This is a genomic window from Brumimicrobium aurantiacum, from assembly GCF_003402975.1.
Lineage (GTDB): Bacteria > Bacteroidota > Bacteroidia > Flavobacteriales_D > Crocinitomicaceae > Brumimicrobium > Brumimicrobium aurantiacum.
The window spans coordinates 129,859-150,817 of sequence record NZ_QURB01000002.1 but is presented as its reverse complement, the minus strand read 5'-3'; the positions used below and the strand labels follow the sequence as shown (position 1 = coordinate 150,817).

At 34.4% G+C, this 20,959-nt stretch carries 16 protein-coding genes; 6 read left to right on the top strand and 10 right to left on the bottom strand.

The window, feature by feature from the left end; all coding sequences use genetic code 11:
* The first annotated feature begins 23 nt into the window (after positions 1–23).
* The 4 genes from DXU93_RS04000 (at position 24) to DXU93_RS03985 (ending at position 4,003) form a co-directional block, all read left to right on the top strand.
* Positions 24–842, top strand: coding sequence for a 1-acyl-sn-glycerol-3-phosphate acyltransferase (locus tag DXU93_RS04000; RefSeq protein ID WP_116879972.1), 819 nt, complete (start codon positions 24–26; stop codon positions 840–842).
* Between the two features lies 1 nt (position 843).
* Positions 844–1,788, top strand: a complete 945-nt coding sequence (locus DXU93_RS03995) for a GNAT family N-acetyltransferase (RefSeq protein ID WP_116879971.1) — start codon at positions 844–846, stop codon at positions 1,786–1,788.
* A gap of 95 nt (positions 1,789–1,883) precedes the next feature.
* Positions 1,884–2,450 (top strand): elongation factor P, encoded by a 567-nt coding sequence (gene efp, locus DXU93_RS03990; protein WP_116879970.1) that lies wholly within the window; start codon positions 1,884–1,886, stop codon positions 2,448–2,450.
* 98 nt (positions 2,451–2,548) lie between these two features.
* Complete coding sequence (locus DXU93_RS03985; RefSeq protein WP_116879969.1) at positions 2,549–4,003, top strand: alpha/beta fold hydrolase; 1,455 nt, start codon at positions 2,549–2,551, stop codon at positions 4,001–4,003.
* 161 nt (positions 4,004–4,164) lie between these two features.
* On the opposite strand, the gene DXU93_RS03980 is transcribed toward DXU93_RS03985, so the two are convergent.
* The 10 genes from DXU93_RS03980 to DXU93_RS03935 form a co-directional block, all read right to left on the bottom strand.
* On the bottom strand, positions 4,165–4,572 hold the full coding sequence (locus DXU93_RS03980) for a hypothetical protein (RefSeq protein ID WP_123776037.1): 408 nt from the start codon (positions 4,570–4,572) through the stop codon (positions 4,165–4,167).
* Between the two features lie 565 nt (positions 4,573–5,137).
* Positions 5,138–5,536 (bottom strand): hypothetical protein, encoded by a 399-nt coding sequence (locus DXU93_RS03975; RefSeq protein WP_205679227.1) that lies wholly within the window; start codon positions 5,534–5,536, stop codon positions 5,138–5,140.
* Between the two features lie 186 nt (positions 5,537–5,722).
* Positions 5,723–6,547, bottom strand: coding sequence for a hypothetical protein (locus DXU93_RS03970; protein WP_116879966.1), 825 nt, complete (start codon positions 6,545–6,547; stop codon positions 5,723–5,725).
* A 563-nt stretch (positions 6,548–7,110) separates the two neighbouring features.
* Complete coding sequence (locus tag DXU93_RS03965; protein ID WP_116879965.1) at positions 7,111–8,379, bottom strand: chloride channel protein; 1,269 nt, start codon at positions 8,377–8,379, stop codon at positions 7,111–7,113.
* Positions 8,380–8,473: 94 nt separating this feature from the next.
* The gene (locus tag DXU93_RS03960; RefSeq protein ID WP_116879964.1) at positions 8,474–9,193 is read right to left on the bottom strand and encodes a hypothetical protein; all 720 of its coding nucleotides are present in this window, start codon (positions 9,191–9,193) and stop codon (positions 8,474–8,476) included.
* A 481-nt stretch (positions 9,194–9,674) separates the two neighbouring features.
* A complete protein-coding gene (gene gyrB, locus DXU93_RS03955; protein WP_116879963.1) occupies positions 9,675–11,636 on the bottom strand; it encodes a DNA topoisomerase (ATP-hydrolyzing) subunit B in 1,962 nt (653 codons plus the stop codon).
* A 235-nt stretch (positions 11,637–11,871) separates the two neighbouring features.
* Positions 11,872–13,251, bottom strand: a complete 1,380-nt coding sequence (locus tag DXU93_RS03950; protein ID WP_116879962.1) for a dicarboxylate/amino acid:cation symporter — start codon at positions 13,249–13,251, stop codon at positions 11,872–11,874.
* Positions 13,252–13,254: 3 nt separating this feature from the next.
* Complete coding sequence (aroC, locus tag DXU93_RS03945) at positions 13,255–14,322, bottom strand: chorismate synthase (RefSeq protein ID WP_116879961.1); 1,068 nt, start codon at positions 14,320–14,322, stop codon at positions 13,255–13,257.
* A 3-nt stretch (positions 14,323–14,325) separates the two neighbouring features.
* On the bottom strand, positions 14,326–15,738 hold the full coding sequence (locus tag DXU93_RS03940; RefSeq protein WP_240623417.1) for a phosphohexomutase domain-containing protein: 1,413 nt from the start codon (positions 15,736–15,738) through the stop codon (positions 14,326–14,328).
* A 199-nt stretch (positions 15,739–15,937) separates the two neighbouring features.
* Positions 15,938–18,829 carry an AsmA-like C-terminal region-containing protein gene (locus DXU93_RS03935; RefSeq protein WP_116879960.1) on the bottom strand — a complete coding sequence of 964 codons (2,892 nt, stop codon included), beginning with the start codon at positions 18,827–18,829 and terminating at the stop codon, positions 15,938–15,940.
* A 99-nt stretch (positions 18,830–18,928) separates the two neighbouring features.
* On the opposite strand from DXU93_RS03935, the gene DXU93_RS03930 reads away from it, so the two are divergent.
* Together DXU93_RS03930 and DXU93_RS03925 are read left to right on the top strand one after the other, a co-directional pair.
* Positions 18,929–19,663 carry an outer membrane beta-barrel protein gene (locus DXU93_RS03930; protein ID WP_116879959.1) on the top strand — a complete coding sequence of 245 codons (735 nt, stop codon included), beginning with the start codon at positions 18,929–18,931 and terminating at the stop codon, positions 19,661–19,663.
* A gap of 186 nt (positions 19,664–19,849) precedes the next feature.
* On the top strand, positions 19,850–20,938 hold the full coding sequence (locus tag DXU93_RS03925; RefSeq protein WP_116879958.1) for an aminotransferase class I/II-fold pyridoxal phosphate-dependent enzyme: 1,089 nt from the start codon (positions 19,850–19,852) through the stop codon (positions 20,936–20,938).
* Positions 20,939–20,959: the final 21 nt, after the last annotated feature.

Sequence of the window (20,959 nt, the reverse complement as noted above, 5' to 3'; positions counted from 1 at the left end):
TTATTCCCTATTTTTGTTAGTCAATGAGCAAACAGAAAAAAATAATTGATGTCAAACAAGTAATTCATGAAAAGAACCCAAACTTTTTAAAGTTCTTACCGGGTTTTATTGTTAGATATCTACAGAAGATTCTTCATGAAAAAGATGTAAATGAGTTCATCAACGATCATAAAAATGATTCTCCTATTGAGTTTTGTTTATCAGTGATGAAGAAATTCAACATCGATTTAACTTATGAAGGATTAGAGAATGTTCCTGAAGAAGGCGGAGCAATATTGGCGATGAATCATCCACTTGGAGGAATGGACGCCATGGCAATGGTCGCTGTTTTACACCAAAAACGTCCTGACATAAAGTTTGTTGTCAATGATGTTTTAATGCATCTTGAAAATTTACAACCAATTTTCGTTGGAGTTGATAAACATGGGACAAACGTTGCAGCTTCATTGCGAAAAGTTGACGAAACATTTAAGGGAGATGATGTACTTTGTATTTTTCCTGCTGGATTGGTAAGTAGGAAAGAAAACGGAGAAGTAAAAGATTTAAAATGGAAAAAAACTTTTGTGACCCGTTCTATTAAATACAATAAAACAATAGTTCCTGTATATATTGAAGGAGCATTAACCAATTTCTTTTATCGCTTGCATTCCATTCGAAAAAGTATTGGAATAAAAGCAAATATTGAAATGCTTTACCTCGTCAACGAATTATATAAACAACACAATAAAAAAATTACAATTAGATTTGGAAAACCCTTAAATGCAAACGAATTTGACCGTTCAAAATCACATGATGAATGGGCACAATTTGTAAAAGGGAAAGTTTATGAATTAAAAGATTAAAATGTCAGATACTGTAGAAAAAATAATAGATCCAATTGATCGACAATTACTAAAAAACGAATTAACAAAAGAGCGTTTTGGACGTAACACACGTAAAGGAGGTAATGAAATATATATCGTGAATCATCACAATTCTCCTAATTTAATGAGAGAAATTGGTCGTTTACGTGAATTGTCATTCCGTTCTTCTGGCGGAGGAACCAAGAAATCTATTGACATTGACCAATATGATACTTGTGAAAACTGCTACGAACAATTGATAGTTTGGAGTCCAGAAGATGAAGAAATCATTGGTGGATTGCGCTTTATTGATTGTGCAAAAATTTTAAATGACGATGAAGATCAGTTTATTCCGATGAGTACTTCTCATTATTTTAACTTTTCGAAAAAGTTTAAACAAGAGTTTCTACCTTATGCCATAGAATTAGGGCGTAGCTGGGTTCAACCCAATTACCAACCGTCGGTAAATCCTCGTAAAGGACTTTTTGCACTAGACAATCTTTGGGATGGTTTAGGAGTATTGACAGTGATTTATCCCAAATTGAAATACTTCTTTGGAAAAGTAACGATGTATCCTGATTACCATGAAGAATCGAGAGATTTTTTACTTTACTTTTTGCAGAAATACTTCCCTGACAATGATGGATTAGCAACTTCAATGTATCCTTTGGATCAATCTTATGATGAACAGAAATTCCGTGATAAACTTGATGGACTCAATTTCAAAGAAGGATTTAAAGTATTGACACAATTCGTTAGAGAAAACGGAGAAAATGTTCCACCATTAATGAATATTTATATGCACCTCTCTCCTACCATGCGTTCATTTGGAACTGCAGTAAATCCAGATTTTGGTGGAGTTGAAGAAACTGGAATTGTTGTGACCATTGACGATATTTATGAGGACAAAAAAGACAGACATATTAAACCATTGCTGAATGATTAAAAAATCACTTACAGCAGCTTAGTAAGAATAACAGCTACAATTATCCGCTAAAGTGAGAGATTGTTGCTATATTTGGAACCGAATAAAAATTAATTATGGCAACTACATCAGATATAAGAAACGGGCTATGTATAAACCTTAATGGTAAACTTTCTACCATTATTGAATTCCAACATGTTAAACCTGGAAAAGGCCCTGCCTTTGTACGTACAAAAATGAGAGAAATTGAATCAGGAAAAGTACTAGATCACACTTTTTCTGCTGGTCATAAAATTGAGATTGTACGTATTGAAAAAAGACAATACCAATTCCTTTACCAAGAGGAAAACATTGGATACCACTTCATGAATACTGATAATTACGAACAAGTAATGATTCCACCAGTTTTGATTGAAAATCCTTTGTTCTTAAGAGAAGGAATGATTTGTGATATCACTTTCCATGCAGAGGAAGAAAATCCATTAATTGTAGATTTACCAATGTACATCGAGGCGGAGATCACCTATACAGAACCTGGAATTAAAGGAGATACTGCAACAAACACAATGAAACCAGCAACAATTGATACTGGAGCAGAAATTAGAGTTCCTTTATTCATCGATACTGGTGAAAAAATTAAAGTGAGCACTGCTAAAGGTGAATACGTAGAAAGAGTAAAGTAATTTTTACTTTTAATATTATAAAATTAAAGCCCGATTTAGATTGGGCTTTTTTGGTTTTATACATTACATTTTAGTTTCATAAAAGAGCAAATTATATAATGGAAAAATTAGTCTTGATACATGGTGCTTTGGGTTCACCAACTGAATTTAATACTATTCAATCTCATTTTGAACGTAACTATGAAGTTCATGTTTATACAATTCCACATCACGGTGAATTTAAACAATCGACTATTCCATTTGAAATTGATTTCTTGACAAATGACCTACTCGATTTCCTTCAAAATCTTGGTCCAAGTTATATTTACGGATTTAGTTTGGGAGGATATTTAGCTATTGCAGCGGCTCAAAAAGATGAATCAAATATTTTGGGAATAGTAACCCAAGGTACAAAATTTCATTGGACAAAAGACGCGGCTGCAAAAGAAACGAAAACATTAACAGTTGATTTTCTAGCTAAAAAAGCCGAAGGATTTTATAATTACCTTAATCAACTACATGGGGATTATTTACCTGAATTATTGGCAAAAACAGCAGATTTCATGACTAAACTGGGAGAAAATCCTGTAATTTCAAGTAAAACGGTTGAAAAACTAAACATTCCTATCCGATTTACCCGAGGAGGAAAAGACAAAATGGTCACCGAAGAAGAAACACTTACAATAGTTCAAGCTACACCAAAAGGACGCTATTTTGAAATTCCAGGAATGATACATCCTTTGGGTTTTATTTCTGCCAAACATAGTATTCGTCACATATCAATTCAACTTGAAAGCCTAAATTATCAATGGTCCACTACTCCATTTGGTGAAATGGCCTACAAAGTATTTGGTGAAATCAAATCCGAAAGTGAACCCGTTATTTTATTTTTACATGAAGCCATAGGTTCAATTGCACAGTGGAAAAATTTCCCGCAAAAATTATGTTCAAAACTAAAACTTCCCGGAATTGCCATTGAATTTCCCGGTTATGGATTTAGTGAATCAGAAACTAAAGTACGAGATGAAAACTATTTACATGAATTTGCATTAGAAAATTTACCGGCATTTTTAAATTCAATAGAATTGGAAAACCCTCTTTTTATTATTGGACATTCCGATGGTGGAACAAATGCGCTACTTTACAGTAAACGATTTCCAAACAATGTAAAAGGAATCGTAACCATGGCCGCCCACTATATCAATGAAAAGGAAACGAGAGCTGGAATTCAACCTGCCATTGACGCATGGAATGATGGAAAGTTAAAAGGTTTGGCTTACTTCCATGGACAAAAAACAGAACGATTATTTTTTGCGTGGGCCAATACTTGGTTAACCCCAGCTTTTAAGGATTGGAATATTTCGAATGACATTAAAAACAATACTGTGCCTGCTTTAATTTTACAAGGAAATGACGATCAATATGGAACAGACCAGCAAGTTCATGGAATTGTTGAATTACTAAATAATGCTCAAGCCTATTTTATTCCGGAATGTGGACATGCTCCTCACCTAGAAAAACAAGAAGAAGTAATCAAAGCAATTGAAAATTTTTGGTCAGGAATTGATGTTTAAAGTTGAGTTTCAGCGTATCGTTTAGAAGGTGTTGCTAAAAATGGAAAGTCTGATTTTTAGAAGAATAATCACACCTTTTGATATTGAATCCCCATAGTTTTTTTAGGCTTCGAACCGCCACCAAAGGCAGAGTTCAACACCAAGCACAATGAAGATAAGGCTTACTTGAGTTTATTGATGCTTAATTGTTGGCAGCTGCTTTTTTTTATTATCAAATTGTAGATCATCGGCTCAACCCATATCAGAATCAATAACCAATCGGTAATTTTTGTTCCTCTACTTTCCACCATTTCTGAAATTGCAATTATCAAAGGTATTGTCCAAATCAAAATTGGAAGATAGAATGCAATCGAATTATTTTGTCTTTTCGGGTAGCTGAAATTCAAAGCGTTGATAAGTCCATTCAGCAGAGTGTAAAGTAATCCTCCTACAATTGACATTATTAAAAGTCGTCCTTTTGAATAATCGTCAATCTGATTAAGAATACCCATTAAATTAATTAATAAGACAGTGAAAACAAGTCCAACTATCAATTGGGTTAAATAATATCTCTTTATCAGCTTTGTCATTTTAATTGCCCCTAACAACCGGCTATCGACCATGGTCTATATCCATCCTGTATCTTTTTTACTCAAATTTAACAATTAAACCCTATCTACAAAGGCTTTTGCTTAAACTAACTAAGTTTTGTTTCGAAATTAATCGTTTGTAAATGAATAATTATTCGTATAATTCTACGACTAAGGTTTTTTGCAGGGGATTTAGCTCCGCAAGAATTACGCAAGAATTTTGTCAATTAAAAATTAAAGAGGAATAAACAGAAAAGGCATAAAAACCTACAAATATTAAAAACAACACGCTCATGATCAAAGCGTAAATTAGCAAAATAATTTTTCAAAAACAAGGTATTCAATCGTTTTATCCATGCGTTGGCAAGTTTACTTTGACTCGCTCAGTACATCTCAGTACAGGTAGGGAAATCCGGATCCGTCAACATAGTGTTATTCATTTCTTGTTTATTTTCAAAGGTATTCATGAGAACTTCGTTGTTCAGCGTTGGCCAACTTAGCGAAGCGATCTCACAACCGTAGGGCGTAATCGGCACGCCGAAGACTTAGTTATTGGCAAATCGTTTTAAATTTTTATTTCTGCTTCAAATAGTTCTGCTAAATACTTTCTTGATTTAATACTTTCATACTTAAATCCTCCTGTTGTTAATCCATAACCAAACAGCAACATCGCAAGAGGTATCAGTATGGTCGGTTCGAAAGTTCCTTTTCCTATGGATGAAGTTAATAAAGCTAAAAAACCAAAACCAACTCCTCCACACCAAATGAACATAAAAACCAAAACAAAGGGGTGAAGTCTCATTTTTACATTCACCTCTGTCTCGCCAAAATCCTTTTTAATACTTCCTTTTATTATTGGTAAAAAAGAATTTCTATACCCTATTATTCGAGTTATGTTAAAGGAGTTTCCAATGATGCTTCCTTCATAAGGTTTATGGTTGCTACTTCCAAAAATGCCAGTCATTCTAAAAGTTTTTTTTGGTTCAATCACTTTATTAATCCTGCTTAGAATTTCCTCAGGATCGAGTTTGGTTTGGAATGTTATATTTTCAAATGGTAAGTACTTCATCTTAATGTTTGCCAACGTTTTGGCTATGCGCAGTGTCCCGAAGGGCATTGCGTATAGGTATTGTTGTAGGTATGTGCTTTTTTATTCTTCTATTTCTTCAAGTCTGATTTTATAAACGTTGTCACTTTTCATTTTCATAAACATTCCAAAGTCGTCTTCGTTTTCAGTTTCAGAGTCCATCATGACGTCCATTACCATTTGAATGTCAGCTCCAACATAGAAACCATTTTCTAAATCAAAATAGTAAGTCGCATTTCCTGTTGTTGAACACTCATATTCTCCTTTTAACTCTTCGGGAACATCAAGTTTTGAAATGTCTATAACTCCTTTTAATACAGCACAGTTTCGTCCTTCAAGTTCTTCATACCCCGTAAAAGTCAATGTGTTTTGTCCTTTAGAAAAAAGTCGTGAGCCATTTGCATTAAAAGGCATTTGCATTGGGATTTCATCTGATTCACCTTTTTCTAAACTCTTATTTGGCAAAGGGAAAATCATATCAAATAGAATGTCTGTGTTAGAATCTCCAAAGCTCCCATCTGGTTTCATATCTTGAACAACATTTGCAGGTGCTTTTTGAGTCATTGTATCTCTTGGAGTTCCATCTTCATTGAACATTATCATGTTCATTTCAATGTCTGTTAAACTTAAGTCGGCAAGGTTATTTTCTTTTACACGAACATTTAGGTGCCCAACTCCTGTCATATATGTTTTTTCCGCAGGTCTGTCCTTGTCCATTTTATTCTCTCCTTTTACTGTTTGAGAAAATGAATAGATAAACTTTCTTTGCCGACTAAAATCCCATTGAAATTGAGATTCACTTGAAAATTCTGTCTCAGTTGACTTTGTGTTTCCATTACCACAACTGGATAAAATCAGAATTGATAATCCTAATAGTATATTTTTCATATTTCGTTTTTTCTCATTACCTACAACAATTAGCTATACGCATTGCGCTTATATCGCCTGTATCTTCTCCATCAAATATAGCATTATTCTCAATGCAAAGGCATGTCACTCCGTCTATTTTCTATAGCTTATCGCAAGAAGATGAAAGTAGATTATTCGCGTAAGCGTATATTATCCGTATAATTCTACAACTAAGGTTTTTTGCAGACGATTTGGCTCCGCAAGAATTACGCATGAATTTTGTCAATTAAAAATTAAAGAGGAATAAACAGAAAAGGCATAAAAACCTACAAACATCAAAAACAACACACTCATAATCAAAGCGTAACACACAAAAATAATTTTTCAAAAACAAGGTATTCAATCGTTTTATCCATGCGTTGGCAAGCTCAGTACAGGTAGGGAAATCCGGATCCGTCAACATGTGTTATTCATTTCTTGTTTTTTTTAAAGGTATTCATGAGTACTTCGTAGTACAGCGTTGGCCAACTTAGCAAAGCGATCTCACAACCGTAGGGCGTAATCGGCACGCCGAAGACTTAGTTATTGTATGCCGTATTTTTTCATTCTTTTCCCATTTGTGAACCAATAAAAGGTATTCTCGGAGCTAAAAAATAGCCTGTTAAACTTGCAAATAAGATTGGAATAAAATGACCAAACCCTGTCAAAGTAGCAAGTAAAATTGTTGTACTCATTGGTGTTCGAGTTACGCAAGCGTTAATAGCAGCCATACAGCTAACTATCGCTAATGTCAAATTTATTGTTGGGAAAAGTTGATGAATTATCAACCCTAAAGTTGCTCCTACGAAAAACAGCGGAATTATAAATCCACCTCTCCAACCTGATGTTACGGTTATTGAGATAGCGATAATTTTAAAAATCAAAATAGCAAGCAATAAAGTCAGTGAAAAATTCCCCGATAATAGTTCGTTAATCTCGTGATGTCCGAAGTATCGGGTTAATGGAAAGTAAAATGCTATGATGCCAAGTAGAATGCCACCAATTAACGTTTTGATGTAAATTGGTATGGGTCTTTTCTCGAAAATTGATTTGAAAAATTTGGTGCAAATAATAAAAGCCCAACCAAAGGCTGCTCCGATTATTGCAAAGAGAACTGCATAGCCAAAATCAAAAATTCCTGAATATTCATATGCAGATAAATCCCAAATAGGGCCAAGTCCCAAATGAATGATTAAAGCGAACACTAAATAACTAAAACAACTTGCAACAAATGCAGGAATAATTGCTTTGTAATACTCAACTGCGTGTTTGTGATGAAGAATTTCTAATGAAAAGAGGCTACCACCCAAAGGCGCACCAAATAAAGCTGTAAATCCTGAAGCCATTCCTGCGATACTTAATGACCTTAATTCTTCTCCTTTTAGTCGAAACAATTTTCCTATCCAAGTTCCTGTTGAGCCTGTTACTTGAACCAACGGCGCTTCGGGTCCGAGACTTCCACCTGACGCAACGCATAGCAATGAAGAGAGAACCATTGAAGGATTGTTTTTAGGGTCAAGTTTTCCTTTATTAAATCGGATATTGTTTACAATCAAATGTATTTCGCCTGGGTCTCCAATGAAATGAATTATCAAACCTGCTAAAAGTCCGCAAATCGCCATTACAGGTATTACTTCCCAACCACTAAAAAAAGCTAATTGATGAGTTAGAAACTCAAGTCCAATCCAATAAGCTCCTGCAATTACTCCACCTATCAATCCAAGTAAAGCCCATAACAAAAAAGTCCTACTGAAAACGAAAGGATTAAATCGGACAGGTTGGTCTAAAATATTTAAGTATGTTACTAGTTTTCTTCTTCGTTTTAATTTCACTGTTTCATTTCTGTTTTATATGGCATACAACGTTTTGTGTATGGTGCGTATCCCGGAGGGTATGCACTATACATATTGTTAGCCTTTCTTTTATTTATTTCCAACTAAACTTGAATATATCTTTAATCTTAAAGGTTTTTGCATCTTCCCAAGATTGCTTTAGAATTTGTTGTGATTTAAATATTATTTCTTCTTGCATTGTTTCCAATTCATCAATTTCAGTACTTCCTTTTCCATGAGTAGCTTTGTTAAAATATTCTTGAATGCAATCTTGAAGTTCAGAATGTTCAGTTTCTTTCTTATTGTTTAAGAATAACTTAATCTGATTACCGTACTCAAAGACTTTTTTAAATGACTCGGTTTGTTTGTTATACAAGTCTTTTGCTTCTTGCTCTTTTCCTTTTTCGCCTAAATCTAAAACTATTCTTAAGTTGTAGTTTAGAATCATAATTTCGGATAAATACTGACTAACTATTTTGCGTAAATTTTGAGTCCATTCAATACGGGCAGAAGAAATGATGTTTGCTTTCACTTGAAATAATGCTAGTAAACCAGCAATTAATGCAACTAAGATTGGTAGGTAGTCTTTAAAGTTAGTTTTTGAGCTGATTTGTTGATCAATTTTCTTTAAATCGACACGTAATATATCGAATTTCTTTGAAAATATTGAGTCAATTTCAATACGATTTTCAATGGTAATATCGTTGGTTGGGAATGATTCCTGCTTAGTTGGTATTAAATTACACTTTAAGCTATCTTGAGCGTGAATAGATAAAATCTGAAAAAAAAATACTAATGTTAAAATGTAATTCATGTGTTTTATGTTTCTTAATGAATGCTAACAATTGGCTAATCGTATTACGTTTAGCCATACTGTATCTTTTTTACTCAAATTTAACAATTTAACCATATCTACAAAGGCTTTTGCTTAAACTAACTATGTTTTGTTTCGAAATTAATCGTTTGTAAATGAATAATTATCCGTATAATTCTACGGTTATCTATTCTTCTCGGACTTTGGCTTAACGAAAGGTAATCGAGTAAAAGAACTAGAGATCTTCCTACAGACCTTAGGACAAGTTATCAATATGGTTTTAATTATTTCTATTCTATTTTCATAGCTCTTCTCTTTTTGACGTATAAGCTAACTGTACTTGGATGTTGAGCTCCTCACTATTGGGTTATTCGAAATATATCTATTGATCGCTGCCGAAAACACCATAAAATGCTGAAGTAAATTGCAAAAAAAAAGCCGTATCCTTTCGAATACGGCTTTTATATTTCTTGGCAATCAATTAAGTATCAATTGTTGCATATTTTGCATTCTTCTCGATGAAATCTCTACGAGGCGGTACATCATCTCCCATTAACATTGAGAAAATTTGATCAGCTTCAGCAGCATTATCGATTGTAACTTGACGAAGAGTTCTAAACTCAGGATTCATTGTTGTGTCCCAAAGTTGTGAAGCATTCATCTCTCCAAGACCTTTATAACGTTGGATACCCACAGAAGTTCTAGGAGCATTACCTCTCATTCTTTCGATGATTGCATCTCGTTGGTCATCATTCCAAGCATATTCAAATTTTGCTCCTCTTTTCAATAAGTAAAGTGGTGGAGTTGCAATATAAATATAACCTTGTTCGATTAATTCCTTCATATAACGGAAGAAGAAAGTCAAAATTAAAGTTTCAATGTGCGCCCCATCGACGTCGGCATCACACATAATCACAATCTTGTGATATCTTAATTTTTCAGTATTTAATGCTTTCGCATCTTCTTCAGTCCCTACCCTTACACCAAGTGCAGTGTAGATATTTTTAATTTCTTCGTTTTCAAAGATTTTGTGTTGCATTGCTTTTTCAACGTTCAAAATCTTACCACGTAAGGGCATAATCGCTTGGAAATTACGATCACGTCCTTGTTTTGCAGTTCCACCTGCCGAATCTCCCTCGACAAGGAATACTTCACACGCTGCAGGATCTTTTTCTGAACAATCGGCAAGCTTACCAGGAAGTCCACTTCCAGACATTACACTCTTACGTTGCACCATCTCACGTGCTTTACGTGCAGCATTACGAGCACGTGCAGCAATAATAATCTTTTCAACGATTTTCTTTGCGTCAGCAGGATGTTCCTCAAGGTAATTCGTTAACATTTGAGTTACCGCCTGAGAAACTGGAGCTTGAATCTCTCTATTTCCTAATTTTGTTTTGGTCTGCCCTTCAAATTGAGGTTCAGCCACTTTAATCGAAATAATTGCAGTCAATCCTTCACGGAAATCATCACCACCAATTTCAATTTTTTCTTTCGTTAACAATCCTGATTCATCAGCATATTTTTTCAAAGTATGCGTTAAACCACGACGGAAACCAGAAAGGTGCGTTCCACCCTCATGTGTGTTAATATTATTAACGTATGCTAAAATGTTTTCAGTGTATGACGTATTGTACATCATTGCTACTTCAACAGGAACACCGTCTTTTTCACCTTCCATGTAGATTACATCCTCGATTAAAGGCTCTCTACTCTTGTCTAAGAACTTCACAAATTCTTTAAGACCCCCTTCAGAATGGAAACGTTCAGATGGTGAGTTACCGTCTTCATCTTTAGATTCCTCTCTAAGGTCAGAAATTGTAATTGTAATTCCTTTGTTCAGGAAAGCCAATTCACGCATACGCGCTCTTAAGGTGTCATAGTTATAGTGAACTTCTTCGAAAATACTAGGATCTGGACTAAAAGTCACAATAGTTCCCGTTTTTTCAGATGTACCTATTTCCTTAACATCGTATTGCGGTATACCGATTTTATATTCTTGTTGGAAAATCTTACCGTCTCTGTGTACAACAGCTGTTAAATCAGTTGACAATGCATTCACACAAGATACACCAACACCGTGGAGACCTCCAGAAACTTTGTAAGTATCTTTATCAAATTTACCCCCTGCGTGTAGCACCGTCATTACGATTTCTAGAGCAGATTTATTTTCTTTGGTATGAATAGCCGTTGGAATACCACGACCATTATCTTCAACAGTTATTGAATTTCCTTCGTTAATTGTAACACTTATCGTATCACAATATCCTCCCATTGCCTCATCAATCGAGTTGTCAATTACCTCATACACCAAATGGTGTAATCCTTTCTTTCCAACATCACCAATATACATGGCAGGACGCTTTCTTACAGCTTCTAACCCTTCTAATATCTGGATATTATCAGCGGAATATTCCTGTTTCTTTTTTTCAGCTTCGCTCATTTGTTTACAAATAATTTAAAATGTATTCGTTCGTCTCGAAAAATATGAGACGATAGCAAATATACGAAATTAAGGACTAGAAATCACCCGATTTCAAAGGTTTTTCAACGGGGTTATCAACAATTGAATTTAGAAAAATAAAGGAAGTAATATTTACAATATAAACACTATATTATCAACACAATAACTATGATTATTTAGACAACTACATTCAATAATTGTACACAAATCATGATTAGTTTTCTTTTTTATAATGATCATCCCAATTTTTTACCTCCGGATCGCCAAGTTTATCCACTGACTTTCCAATAATCATCGATACTGCGGCATCACCTGTCACATTTACTGTTGTTCTCAACATATCTAATGGACGGTCAATAGCAAAAATCAGGGCCAATCCTGCTTCTGGAATTCCTGCCTGAGCTAAAACAATAACCAACATCACCATTCCTGCTCCAGGAACAGCTGCAGAACCGATACTGGCTAATGTTGCGGTTGCTACAATTCCTAATTGCGCACTCAAATCTAAGTCCATTCCGAAAGCTTGAGCAATAAAAATTGCGGCCACCGCCTGATACAAACTTGTTCCATCCATATTTATCGTTGCTCCAATGGGCAATACAAAGCTTGTCACCTCTTCTTTTACTCCCAAATGCTCTTCAACCCTTTCCATTGTAACAGGAAGAGTTGCAGCTGAGGAACTTGTACTGAACGCCAATAATTGGGCAGGAGAAATTCCATTTAAAAAGAAGCGTGGTGTTTTTTTGGTGATCAAAAAGACTATAAGCGTGTAAATTAATATCATTAACAATAAACCAATTACGACACTTATCGCATACCAAAGTAAAGCCACAAATAAATCCTGACTTGGAGATTCTACGACTAATCCTGCCATAAGTGCGAAAACTCCGATTGGTGCAACCAGCATGATCAAGTCAATCAATTTTAAAATCACTTCATTGAATCCATCAAAAAAGGCTTTAACAGGTTTAGATTTTTCTTTTGAAATTAGTATTAATCCAACGCCAAAAAAGATAGCAAAAACAATGACTTGCAACATATTTCCGTTGTCAGTCGCTGCAGCAAAAATATTATCTGGAATTAAATCCTCTAATGCTTGAAGTGGACCATTTTCTTTTTGTTTTTCGGCATTTGAAATACTCTTTCCTGCTTCTCCACTATAATTTTCAATAAGGTTTTCACGCGTTTCCTCTGAAATTGTTTTTCCTGGTTGTATGAGATTAACGATAATTAAACCAATAGAAACAGCTACAAGAGTAGTCGCTAAATAAGTTAAAATGGTTCTCACTCCCATTTTAGATAATTTCGAAATGTCTTTTAAATCTGAAACCCCTTTAATGAGTGAACCCAAAATCAAAGGAACAGCAATCAATTTTAATGCATTGATGAACATATTCCCAAAAGGCTTAACCCAATTGCGTACAAATAATTCTGCATTAGAAATAGGTAATTCCTCACCTCCTACCGTGATCGTCGTCATGGCAACTCCCCATGAAGTACTGAGTAAAAGTAAACTGAACAACACTCCTAATGCCATTCCGATTAATATTTTCCAATGTAAGGCTAATTTTTTCTTCTTTGTATCTTGTGACATAGTCTAAAATTGTGTCATTTTATTTCGCAAATAATGATTTAATACTGTGATTGCTGCCATTGCTTCTACAATAGGCACTGCGCGTGGAACAACACATGGGTCGTGTCTTCCTTTCCCGTCTACAGTAACGCTTTCCATTGCAGTATTTATACTTTTTTGAGCTTGCATTATCGTTGCAACAGGTTTAAAAGCTACATTAAAATAAATTGGATTTCCATTTGAAATTCCACCTTGTATTCCACCGCTAAAATTACTTTTTGTTGTTCCATCTGTTAGAAACTCGTCATTGTGCTGACTTCCTTTCATTTCAACTCCAGAAAATCCAGAACCATATTCAAATCCTTTCACTGCATTAATAGAAAGCATTGCTTTTCCAAGATCAGCATGTAGTTTATCAAAAACTGGTTCGCCTACTCCTGCTTCTAGTCCAGTGATTTTAGCAAAAATAACTCCACCAATTGTATCGCCTTCTTTCCTAATTTCTTTAATGTAATCAATCATTTGATTGGCTACCTCCGAATCAGGACAACGGACAATATTCTCAGTTTCTGGGAGCTTAATTTGAGTTAAATCTCCTTGCAACTTGATTTTTCCAACCTGACTAACAAAAGCATTAATTTGAATTCCTTTCTGTGCTAAAAATTGTTTAGCTATAGCACCAGCAACCACTCTACTTGCGGTTTCTCTAGCACTTGAACGACCACCTCCTCGGTAATCTCTGTGACCATATTTTTTATCGTAAGTAAAATCAGCATGAGAAGGACGATATACATCCTTCAAATGACTATAATCTTTCGATTTTTGATTTTCATTTTCTATGATAAATCCAATTGGAGATCCTGTTGTTTTTCCTTCGAAAATACCCGAAAGAAAACGCACAGTGTCAGACTCTTTCCGTTGAGTAACAATAGAAGATTGTCCAGGTTTTCTTCTATCTAACTCACGTTGAACAGCCTCTAAATCTATTTTAAAATTTGAAGGAACACCGTCAATTACACCACCAATGGCTTCACCATGAGATTCACCATAGGTGGTTAATTTAAACGTATGTCCAATTGAATTCCCAGACATTCACTATTGCTTAAGAAGTGTTGTTTCTGTGGTCTTTAATATTTTTCTTACTTCATCAAGATCTGTTGCCTCGGCATAAACCCTTAAAACAGGTTCTGTTCCTGAAGGACGAATCATTACCCAACTGTCGTTTGGTAAATAGAACTTAAATCCATCAATTGTTTCAACTTTATCTACTTTGTATTCTCCAAATGAAGCGTAAACATTGTTTTTACAATTCTCAATGATTTCTAATTTTAAATCTTCGCTAATATGTAAATCACTTCTTTCGAATTTAAATCCTCCAACAATCTCATATACCTCATCAATTAATGAAGCCAATGATTTACCAGATTTCGCCATGAATTCCCAGATGATCATTCCCATCCAAATTCCATCACGTTCAGGAATATGTCCTTTTGTTGCAATTCCTCCAGATTCTTCACCACCAAGTAAAACATCTTCATCAATCATGATTCCAGCAATATGCTTAAATCCAATTTTCACTGTTTGATGCTCTAAACCGTAATGCTCACACATTTTGGCGATTTTAGGAGAACAACTAAATGCTGTTACAACTTTTCCTGACATTCCTTTGTATTTCACCATGTAGTGAATCAACAATAAAATGATGTGGTGAGAGTCGATAAATTCTCCATCTTTTCCATACAAACCAATACGGTCGGCATCTCCATCTGTTGCAAGTGCAGCATCGATGTTTCCATTTGATTTAATGAAAGCTTCTAATTCTTTTAAGTTTTTTGCAATTGGCTCTGGAGCTTGTCCCATAAATCCTGGATTGTGCTCACAGTGTAAAAACGACATGTCTGGAAACAATGGTTTCAAAACGTTTTGACCTGATCCATACATCGCGTCAAAAGCTAAATTTAATCCAGAGTTTTTAATGGCCTCGATATCAAAATTTTCTTTTATAGCATTGATGTAAGCTCCTTCTAGATCAACTTTAATCAATTGTCCTGATTTTTTTGCCGCGTCCAAATCAGCAGTGTATTTCTCTACAGCTAATTCGTCAGGAATTAAATCTTCTACCTCTTGAATTTTTGCTGGCAAAAGTGGTCCACCATGATTTGATTTTAATTTATATCCGCCATAAGAAGGAGGGTTATGAGAAGCCGTTAAAACTACTCCGATATTTGCACCATATTCCTTTGTACCCATAGAAACCATAGGTGTAGAAACAAATCCGTCTGCATAGTACACCTTGATTCCGTGATTTAGGTAAACTTTAATGGCTGTTTCCATAAACATTCTACCATTAAATCTACAATCATGACCTATCACAATTGATGGTGAATCTGATTGTTGTTTAACCCATTGTGCCGTACCTTCTGCCACACGAGCAATATTTCTAATTGTATATGTATCTCCGATCACTGCTCTCCAGCCATCTGTTCCAAATTTTATTTTATCTATCACGTTTCTAAATTTTAAATAATGATTCATAAATGATTAGGTTCGCTAAAATAACAATGTTTAGTTAAATTATTCAGTTTCGGTAAATAAAATGCGGGTTAAAGCTGTATATATTTCCATCTGTTGCTATTGAAATTTCACTTAAAATGTGAAACAAAAAAAGGAGAGCAAATGCCCTCCCTTCTCTGTCTTTAAATCGTATTCAATATTTCATTTCATTGGCCTTTTCACGTGCTTTTTCCATTACATCATCTGCTCGCTTGTTGGCTTCACTTTCTATTTTTTCAGCGGCCTCTTCCCCTTTTTCTCTTACCTTTTTGGCAGCAACTTCTGCAGCTTTCTTTTTAAACACATTCGAACCTGCTTCATCAATTAACTTCTGCGCATTTTTATCGGCTTCTGCTCTTGTTTTTTCGGCCAATTTTTTCCCTTCTTCTTTTATTTTATCTGCTTCTTTTTGCGCAGCATCCAGAAGTTCTTGTTTTTTCTTTTCAAGTTCTTCCTTTGCTTCATTTACTTTATCGTCAACAACGTTTTTAATGCTGTCTTTTACTTCCTCAATTTTATCATCGACATAATCTTGAACTCCGCCTTTAATATCACCTCCAAGCTCCATGATTTTTTCTTTCATGTTTGTTTTAATCTTAGGCTCTGTAATTGTATTTGTAATTAAAGCGGTAACAGGGATATTATTCGGTAATTCTTTCATATTAAAGCCTGGAATATTCTTCGCTTTTTCAATGGCTTGCTCTGCAATTCTCAACACTTCACCTGGAATTTCTTCCTTTGGAATATTCATCACCATTTCATAATCGATTTCTTGCAAGAATGAAGTTGTACCACTCACATTCGTCTTAATATCTCCCATTTTAATGTCAAACGGTTTTACCCTAACTTTTCCCTCTGAAAATTCAAAAGTAGCATTGATATTATCTAAAGTTTGTTGACCAATTTTTGGAATTTGAATGGCATCTGCCAATTTTTCTAAAGGTTCAAAGCCTGTAATTGAAACTCTATTGGAAAAAAGTGATCCATCTCCTGCTAAAGTATTATATATTGGTTCTAATGATGGCTTCAAACTAGTGGTCATTGAGAAATCAGAAGAAATTTTCCCTGATGTATATTTCGCTACTGGAGCTAATTTATCGATCGTAACAAAGTTCTTCGTCAATTCTTGAATATCGAGATCTTTAATGCTGTAATTAAATTCAACCTTTGGAACTGCTTTATTTTGTGTATTGTATTTACCACTCATTCCAACACGCCCACCTAAAGTTTGCATTTCTAAATCATTCAAAATTGCTTCTTGGTCTTTTATCACAACTTGACCTTGAACGGCATTTATATCCATTCCATCATAAATGATTTTGTCTATAGATGTATTTAAAACAAAATCGATATTCTCTGGAATTAAAATCGCTTCCTCGCTAGTTTCTGTTGGTACATCTTCGGTTGTTTCAGATGTAGACTCTTCTGTTGAAGTACTTGGTGGCATCAGTTCATCGACATCTAAAAGATTTGAGTGGTATTTAAACTCTCCTTTTAAAGCCCCTTCATTAAACATATAGTCCATGTAATTTTTCACTTCACCTTCCATAGCAAAATCACTTTTCCCCATCGTGGCATTCAAATTAGATAACTTCAGTTGTTGTGGAGAAAATTCAAATAACATATCTTGAATATCTACAGGAGCTGGAAGATCATCAGAAGCATAATGGAAACCTTTCAAATTCAGTTCTCCTTGTGCATTAAATTTGTCATACTCCTCTTTTTCAAGGGTTGACATACGTCCTTCAATAGAAATATCAGAAACTAATTTCCCAGTATACTCTTCACCTTCCATAGGGTAAACCTGATCTAACGTAGACAAATCCACATTCATATTGATTTTAGACTTCATATAAGGATCTGTCATAGGATTTCTCATGAAAAAATTAGCATCTATGCTATTACCAACGAAATCAGCCTTAAATTGATCGATGTCCACAGTCATATCATCAAGATTCGTTCCTCCATTAAAAGTTGAACCACCAACAATTTTTATATTATCAATTGAAGCAGGCATATCAGGATAAACGATAGATGCACCACTAACATTAGCTGCTACATCCCACGCAGGATAATTTACATCATCAAGTTTACCTTTTACAAAAGCATTTAAGCTCATACTTCCTTTGGCTACCATACTTTCATATCCTGTGTGATAAAAAGCAGGGATTAATGATAGTAAGTCTTTAAAACTTGTATTATCAGCGTTTAACTTAATGTTCATTTCATCATAGCCTTTAAACATCTCATAAAATCCATCAAAAGACAACTTCAGAGCATTAAGTTGCAATTCATTTTCCTTTAAAGTATATTTTTCACTACCATCTTTATACTCCATAAGTAGATTCATCACAAGATCTGTTTTAACCTCTGATAAATATGGAATTCCATCCATCTCATAAGTAAGTGCATCAATTTCTGTTTCTGTTTCGAAATCTATAACGTCTGCTGTCATATCACCCGTACCTGAATGAGTCACATTTTTAATTTTCGCATACATATCACCAAGTTGATCATCGTAAATAATATTACCATCAACAATCTCATAATATTCTAAAGAGAATTTAAAATCAGAAGCAGTCGTATCTGTCCCCTCTTCTGCCATTTCCTCAGTAGATTTCATAATATCATAATTGGCTTCACCAGATTCAAGTACTTTCACGTGAATATTTGGTTCAATTAAGCTTACTGAACGAACTGAGATATCCTCCATATTCACAACACTCCAAAAATCAAGGTTTGCCTCGAAGCTTTTCATGTCAACTAGCTTTAAGCTATCAAAGTTGTCTCTACCGGTAACAGAAACATCTTCGAAAGAAAGTTTCATTTTGGGAAAAGAAGTGAAAATGGTAAGATCAAAATCTCCGACTGCTACATCTGCTTTCAACATTTTATTCGCTTCTTTCAAAGCCAAATCTTTGATCTCATCCTTAAAAAAGAAAGGAATAAGCACTACCGCAAGAATGATTAATAAAAAAGTAATTCCCGTAATTTTAAGGATACTTTTAAACACAGATTTCTTCTTTTTATCTTTATTTGTTGACATAAAATAATTTTAATGAAGGTTAATTTTAATTTTTTCCTTTAATTAGCTAAATATAAGTTGAATTTTCAAATATCATTTCTCAATTTTTATTAAAATATCATGAAATACCTTATTACCCTTTTGTTTTTGACAAGCTATCTTTATGGTGGCACACAAATAATCACGAATAATGAAGAAACTAAAAAAAAGGAAAGCACCGATCTTGATGTAACTTCCAATAACAAAAGTGGAACTGAAATATATTTTGGGGCCAGTCCATCGTACACATTCAGGACTTTGGAAATCAATGAAGGAGTTTTTGCAAAACCAATCGGTGAAAGAGCCAATGAAACTGCAGAATGGGAAACCGGATTTAATGCTGGTGTGAGAACAAAATTGAATCAACACATGAAATTTGAAATTGGTGCTGGATACGCTGCGAATGCTGAATCATACAATTTTTCAGAAAACGACTCACTTTATAAGTACACCAATACATATCGTCACATTTCCTTCCCTATTCGTTTGGCTTATACTTTTGGTGATGAAATTTCATTTTATGGTGGAGTTGGTGTGATGCCGAAAGCCTTTATTTCAATGAAAAAAGAAACCACAACACTTGATATAAATAATAATGAAAAGACTGTTACGACAAATGAAACAGATAAATTCAACTACTTTTTAGTGGATGCAGTCGCTACTTTAGGAACACAAATAAAGTTTTCTGAACACTATGGAATTTTTGCAATGCTCGAAGGTAGAAGACAATTGAACAGTAGTTATGATACGCAATCTCCATATATTAGGAAAGCTTATGCCTTAGGGTTCAATTTTGGGATTGAAATTTATTTCTAATTCATTAAAGTCAATGACTACTTTATTAGATAACTACTTTCTTTAAAAAAACGCATTAATAAATCGTTAATTAAATTACCTTAGCAAAGTCATAATATAAGCTGTAGGCTACACTAGGTTTATTGAATAAAAAGCAGAAACAAATCAACTAAAACTTAATCCTTAACTAACGGAAAACTACTTTAAATGAACAATATAGAGACATTTATGAAATCAGCGTTGGATAAACGCACGATAGAATTAAACATTCGTAAACTTAGATCTTATGAAGGGTTTACAGATTTTTTCTCAAATGATTATCTTTCATTAGTAGAAATGCAATCACCTAAAGACGTAGACGAAAAGCCTGGAAGTTCAAGATTAATTTCTGGTACAACTAACTCAATTTTAAAACTGGAACAAAAATGTGCTCAATTCTTCAATGATGAATCAGCACTAATTTTCAATTCAGGTTACGATGCCAATGTAGGAGTATTCGCGTCTATTCCTCAACGAGGAGATATAATTTTGTACGATGAAAGCGCACATGCAAGCATGATTGATGGAATGCGTTTGTCATTAGCTAATAGAAAAAAGTTTAAACACAATGATCTGGCTGATTTAGAAAAGAAACTTCAGCAACAAAATGCTACCCATTGTTTTGTGGCTGTTGAAGGTCTTTATTCAATGGATGGAGACTTAGCACCAATAAAAGAGATGCAAGCACTTTGTGAAAAATATAATGCTTTTCTTATTGTTGATGAAGCCCATAGTGGTGGTGTGTATGGAGAAAACGGAAACGGATACTGTCAAGCCTTAAATGTAAAACCATTCCTACGTATTTTTACATTTGGAAAAGCATTCAGTAGCAATGGAGCTTGTATTGTTGGAAGTAAAATCAGTACTGACTTTCTTACTAATTTTGCAAGAACATTCATTTTTACAACCGCTCTAAATGAATCTACAGTTGCACGATCATTACATATTTTTGAAAATGCTGACTTTAATGCTCAACAAAAGAAGTTACAGTCAAATGTACAGTATTTCAATGAGAAGTTTTCGGAATTTAGATTAACCAGTGATGACAGTTCTCCCATTAAAATCTTAAGACTTAAAGACAGAAAAGAGATTCGAACTGTAGAGGGCAAACTTCACGATCACAAAGTTGGTACTGTTGCTGTATTTTCACCTGCAGTACCATTCGAGAAAGAATGTTTGAGATTTTCATTACACGCCAACAATACGAAAGAAGAAATAGATCATTTACATGACCTTATTGAAGAGGAAATGGATTAAGTTCTATTCGTTTACGATAAA

Bases quoted from the DNA above. Each gene is read 5' to 3' on its own strand.
- DXU93_RS04000 (WP_116879972.1), top strand. From the start codon at position 24: ATGAGCAAACAGAAAAAAATAATTGATGTCAAACAAGTAATTCATGAA.
- DXU93_RS03935 (WP_116879960.1), bottom strand. From the start codon at position 18,829: ATGTCAACAAATAAAGATAAAAAGAAGAAATCTGTGTTTAAAAGTATC.
- DXU93_RS03995 (WP_116879971.1), top strand. From the start codon at position 844: ATGTCAGATACTGTAGAAAAAATAATAGATCCAATTGATCGACAATTA.
- DXU93_RS03925 (WP_116879958.1), top strand. From the start codon at position 19,850: ATGAACAATATAGAGACATTTATGAAATCAGCGTTGGATAAACGCACG.
- DXU93_RS03985 (WP_116879969.1), top strand. From the start codon at position 2,549: ATGGAAAAATTAGTCTTGATACATGGTGCTTTGGGTTCACCAACTGAA.
- DXU93_RS03980 (WP_123776037.1), bottom strand. From the start codon at position 4,572: ATGACAAAGCTGATAAAGAGATATTATTTAACCCAATTGATAGTTGGA.
- DXU93_RS03950 (WP_116879962.1), bottom strand. From the start codon at position 13,251: ATGTCACAAGATACAAAGAAGAAAAAATTAGCCTTACATTGGAAAATA.
- DXU93_RS03930 (WP_116879959.1), top strand. From the start codon at position 18,929: ATGAAATACCTTATTACCCTTTTGTTTTTGACAAGCTATCTTTATGGT.
- DXU93_RS03970 (WP_116879966.1), bottom strand. From the start codon at position 6,547: ATGAAAAATATACTATTAGGATTATCAATTCTGATTTTATCCAGTTGT.
- gyrB (WP_116879963.1), bottom strand. From the start codon at position 11,636: ATGAGCGAAGCTGAAAAAAAGAAACAGGAATATTCCGCTGATAATATC.
- efp (WP_116879970.1), top strand. From the start codon at position 1,884: ATGGCAACTACATCAGATATAAGAAACGGGCTATGTATAAACCTTAAT.
- aroC (WP_116879961.1), bottom strand. From the start codon at position 14,322: ATGTCTGGGAATTCAATTGGACATACGTTTAAATTAACCACCTATGGT.
- DXU93_RS03975 (WP_205679227.1), bottom strand. From the start codon at position 5,536: ATGACTGGCATTTTTGGAAGTAGCAACCATAAACCTTATGAAGGAAGC.
- DXU93_RS03960 (WP_116879964.1), bottom strand. From the start codon at position 9,193: ATGAATTACATTTTAACATTAGTATTTTTTTTTCAGATTTTATCTATT.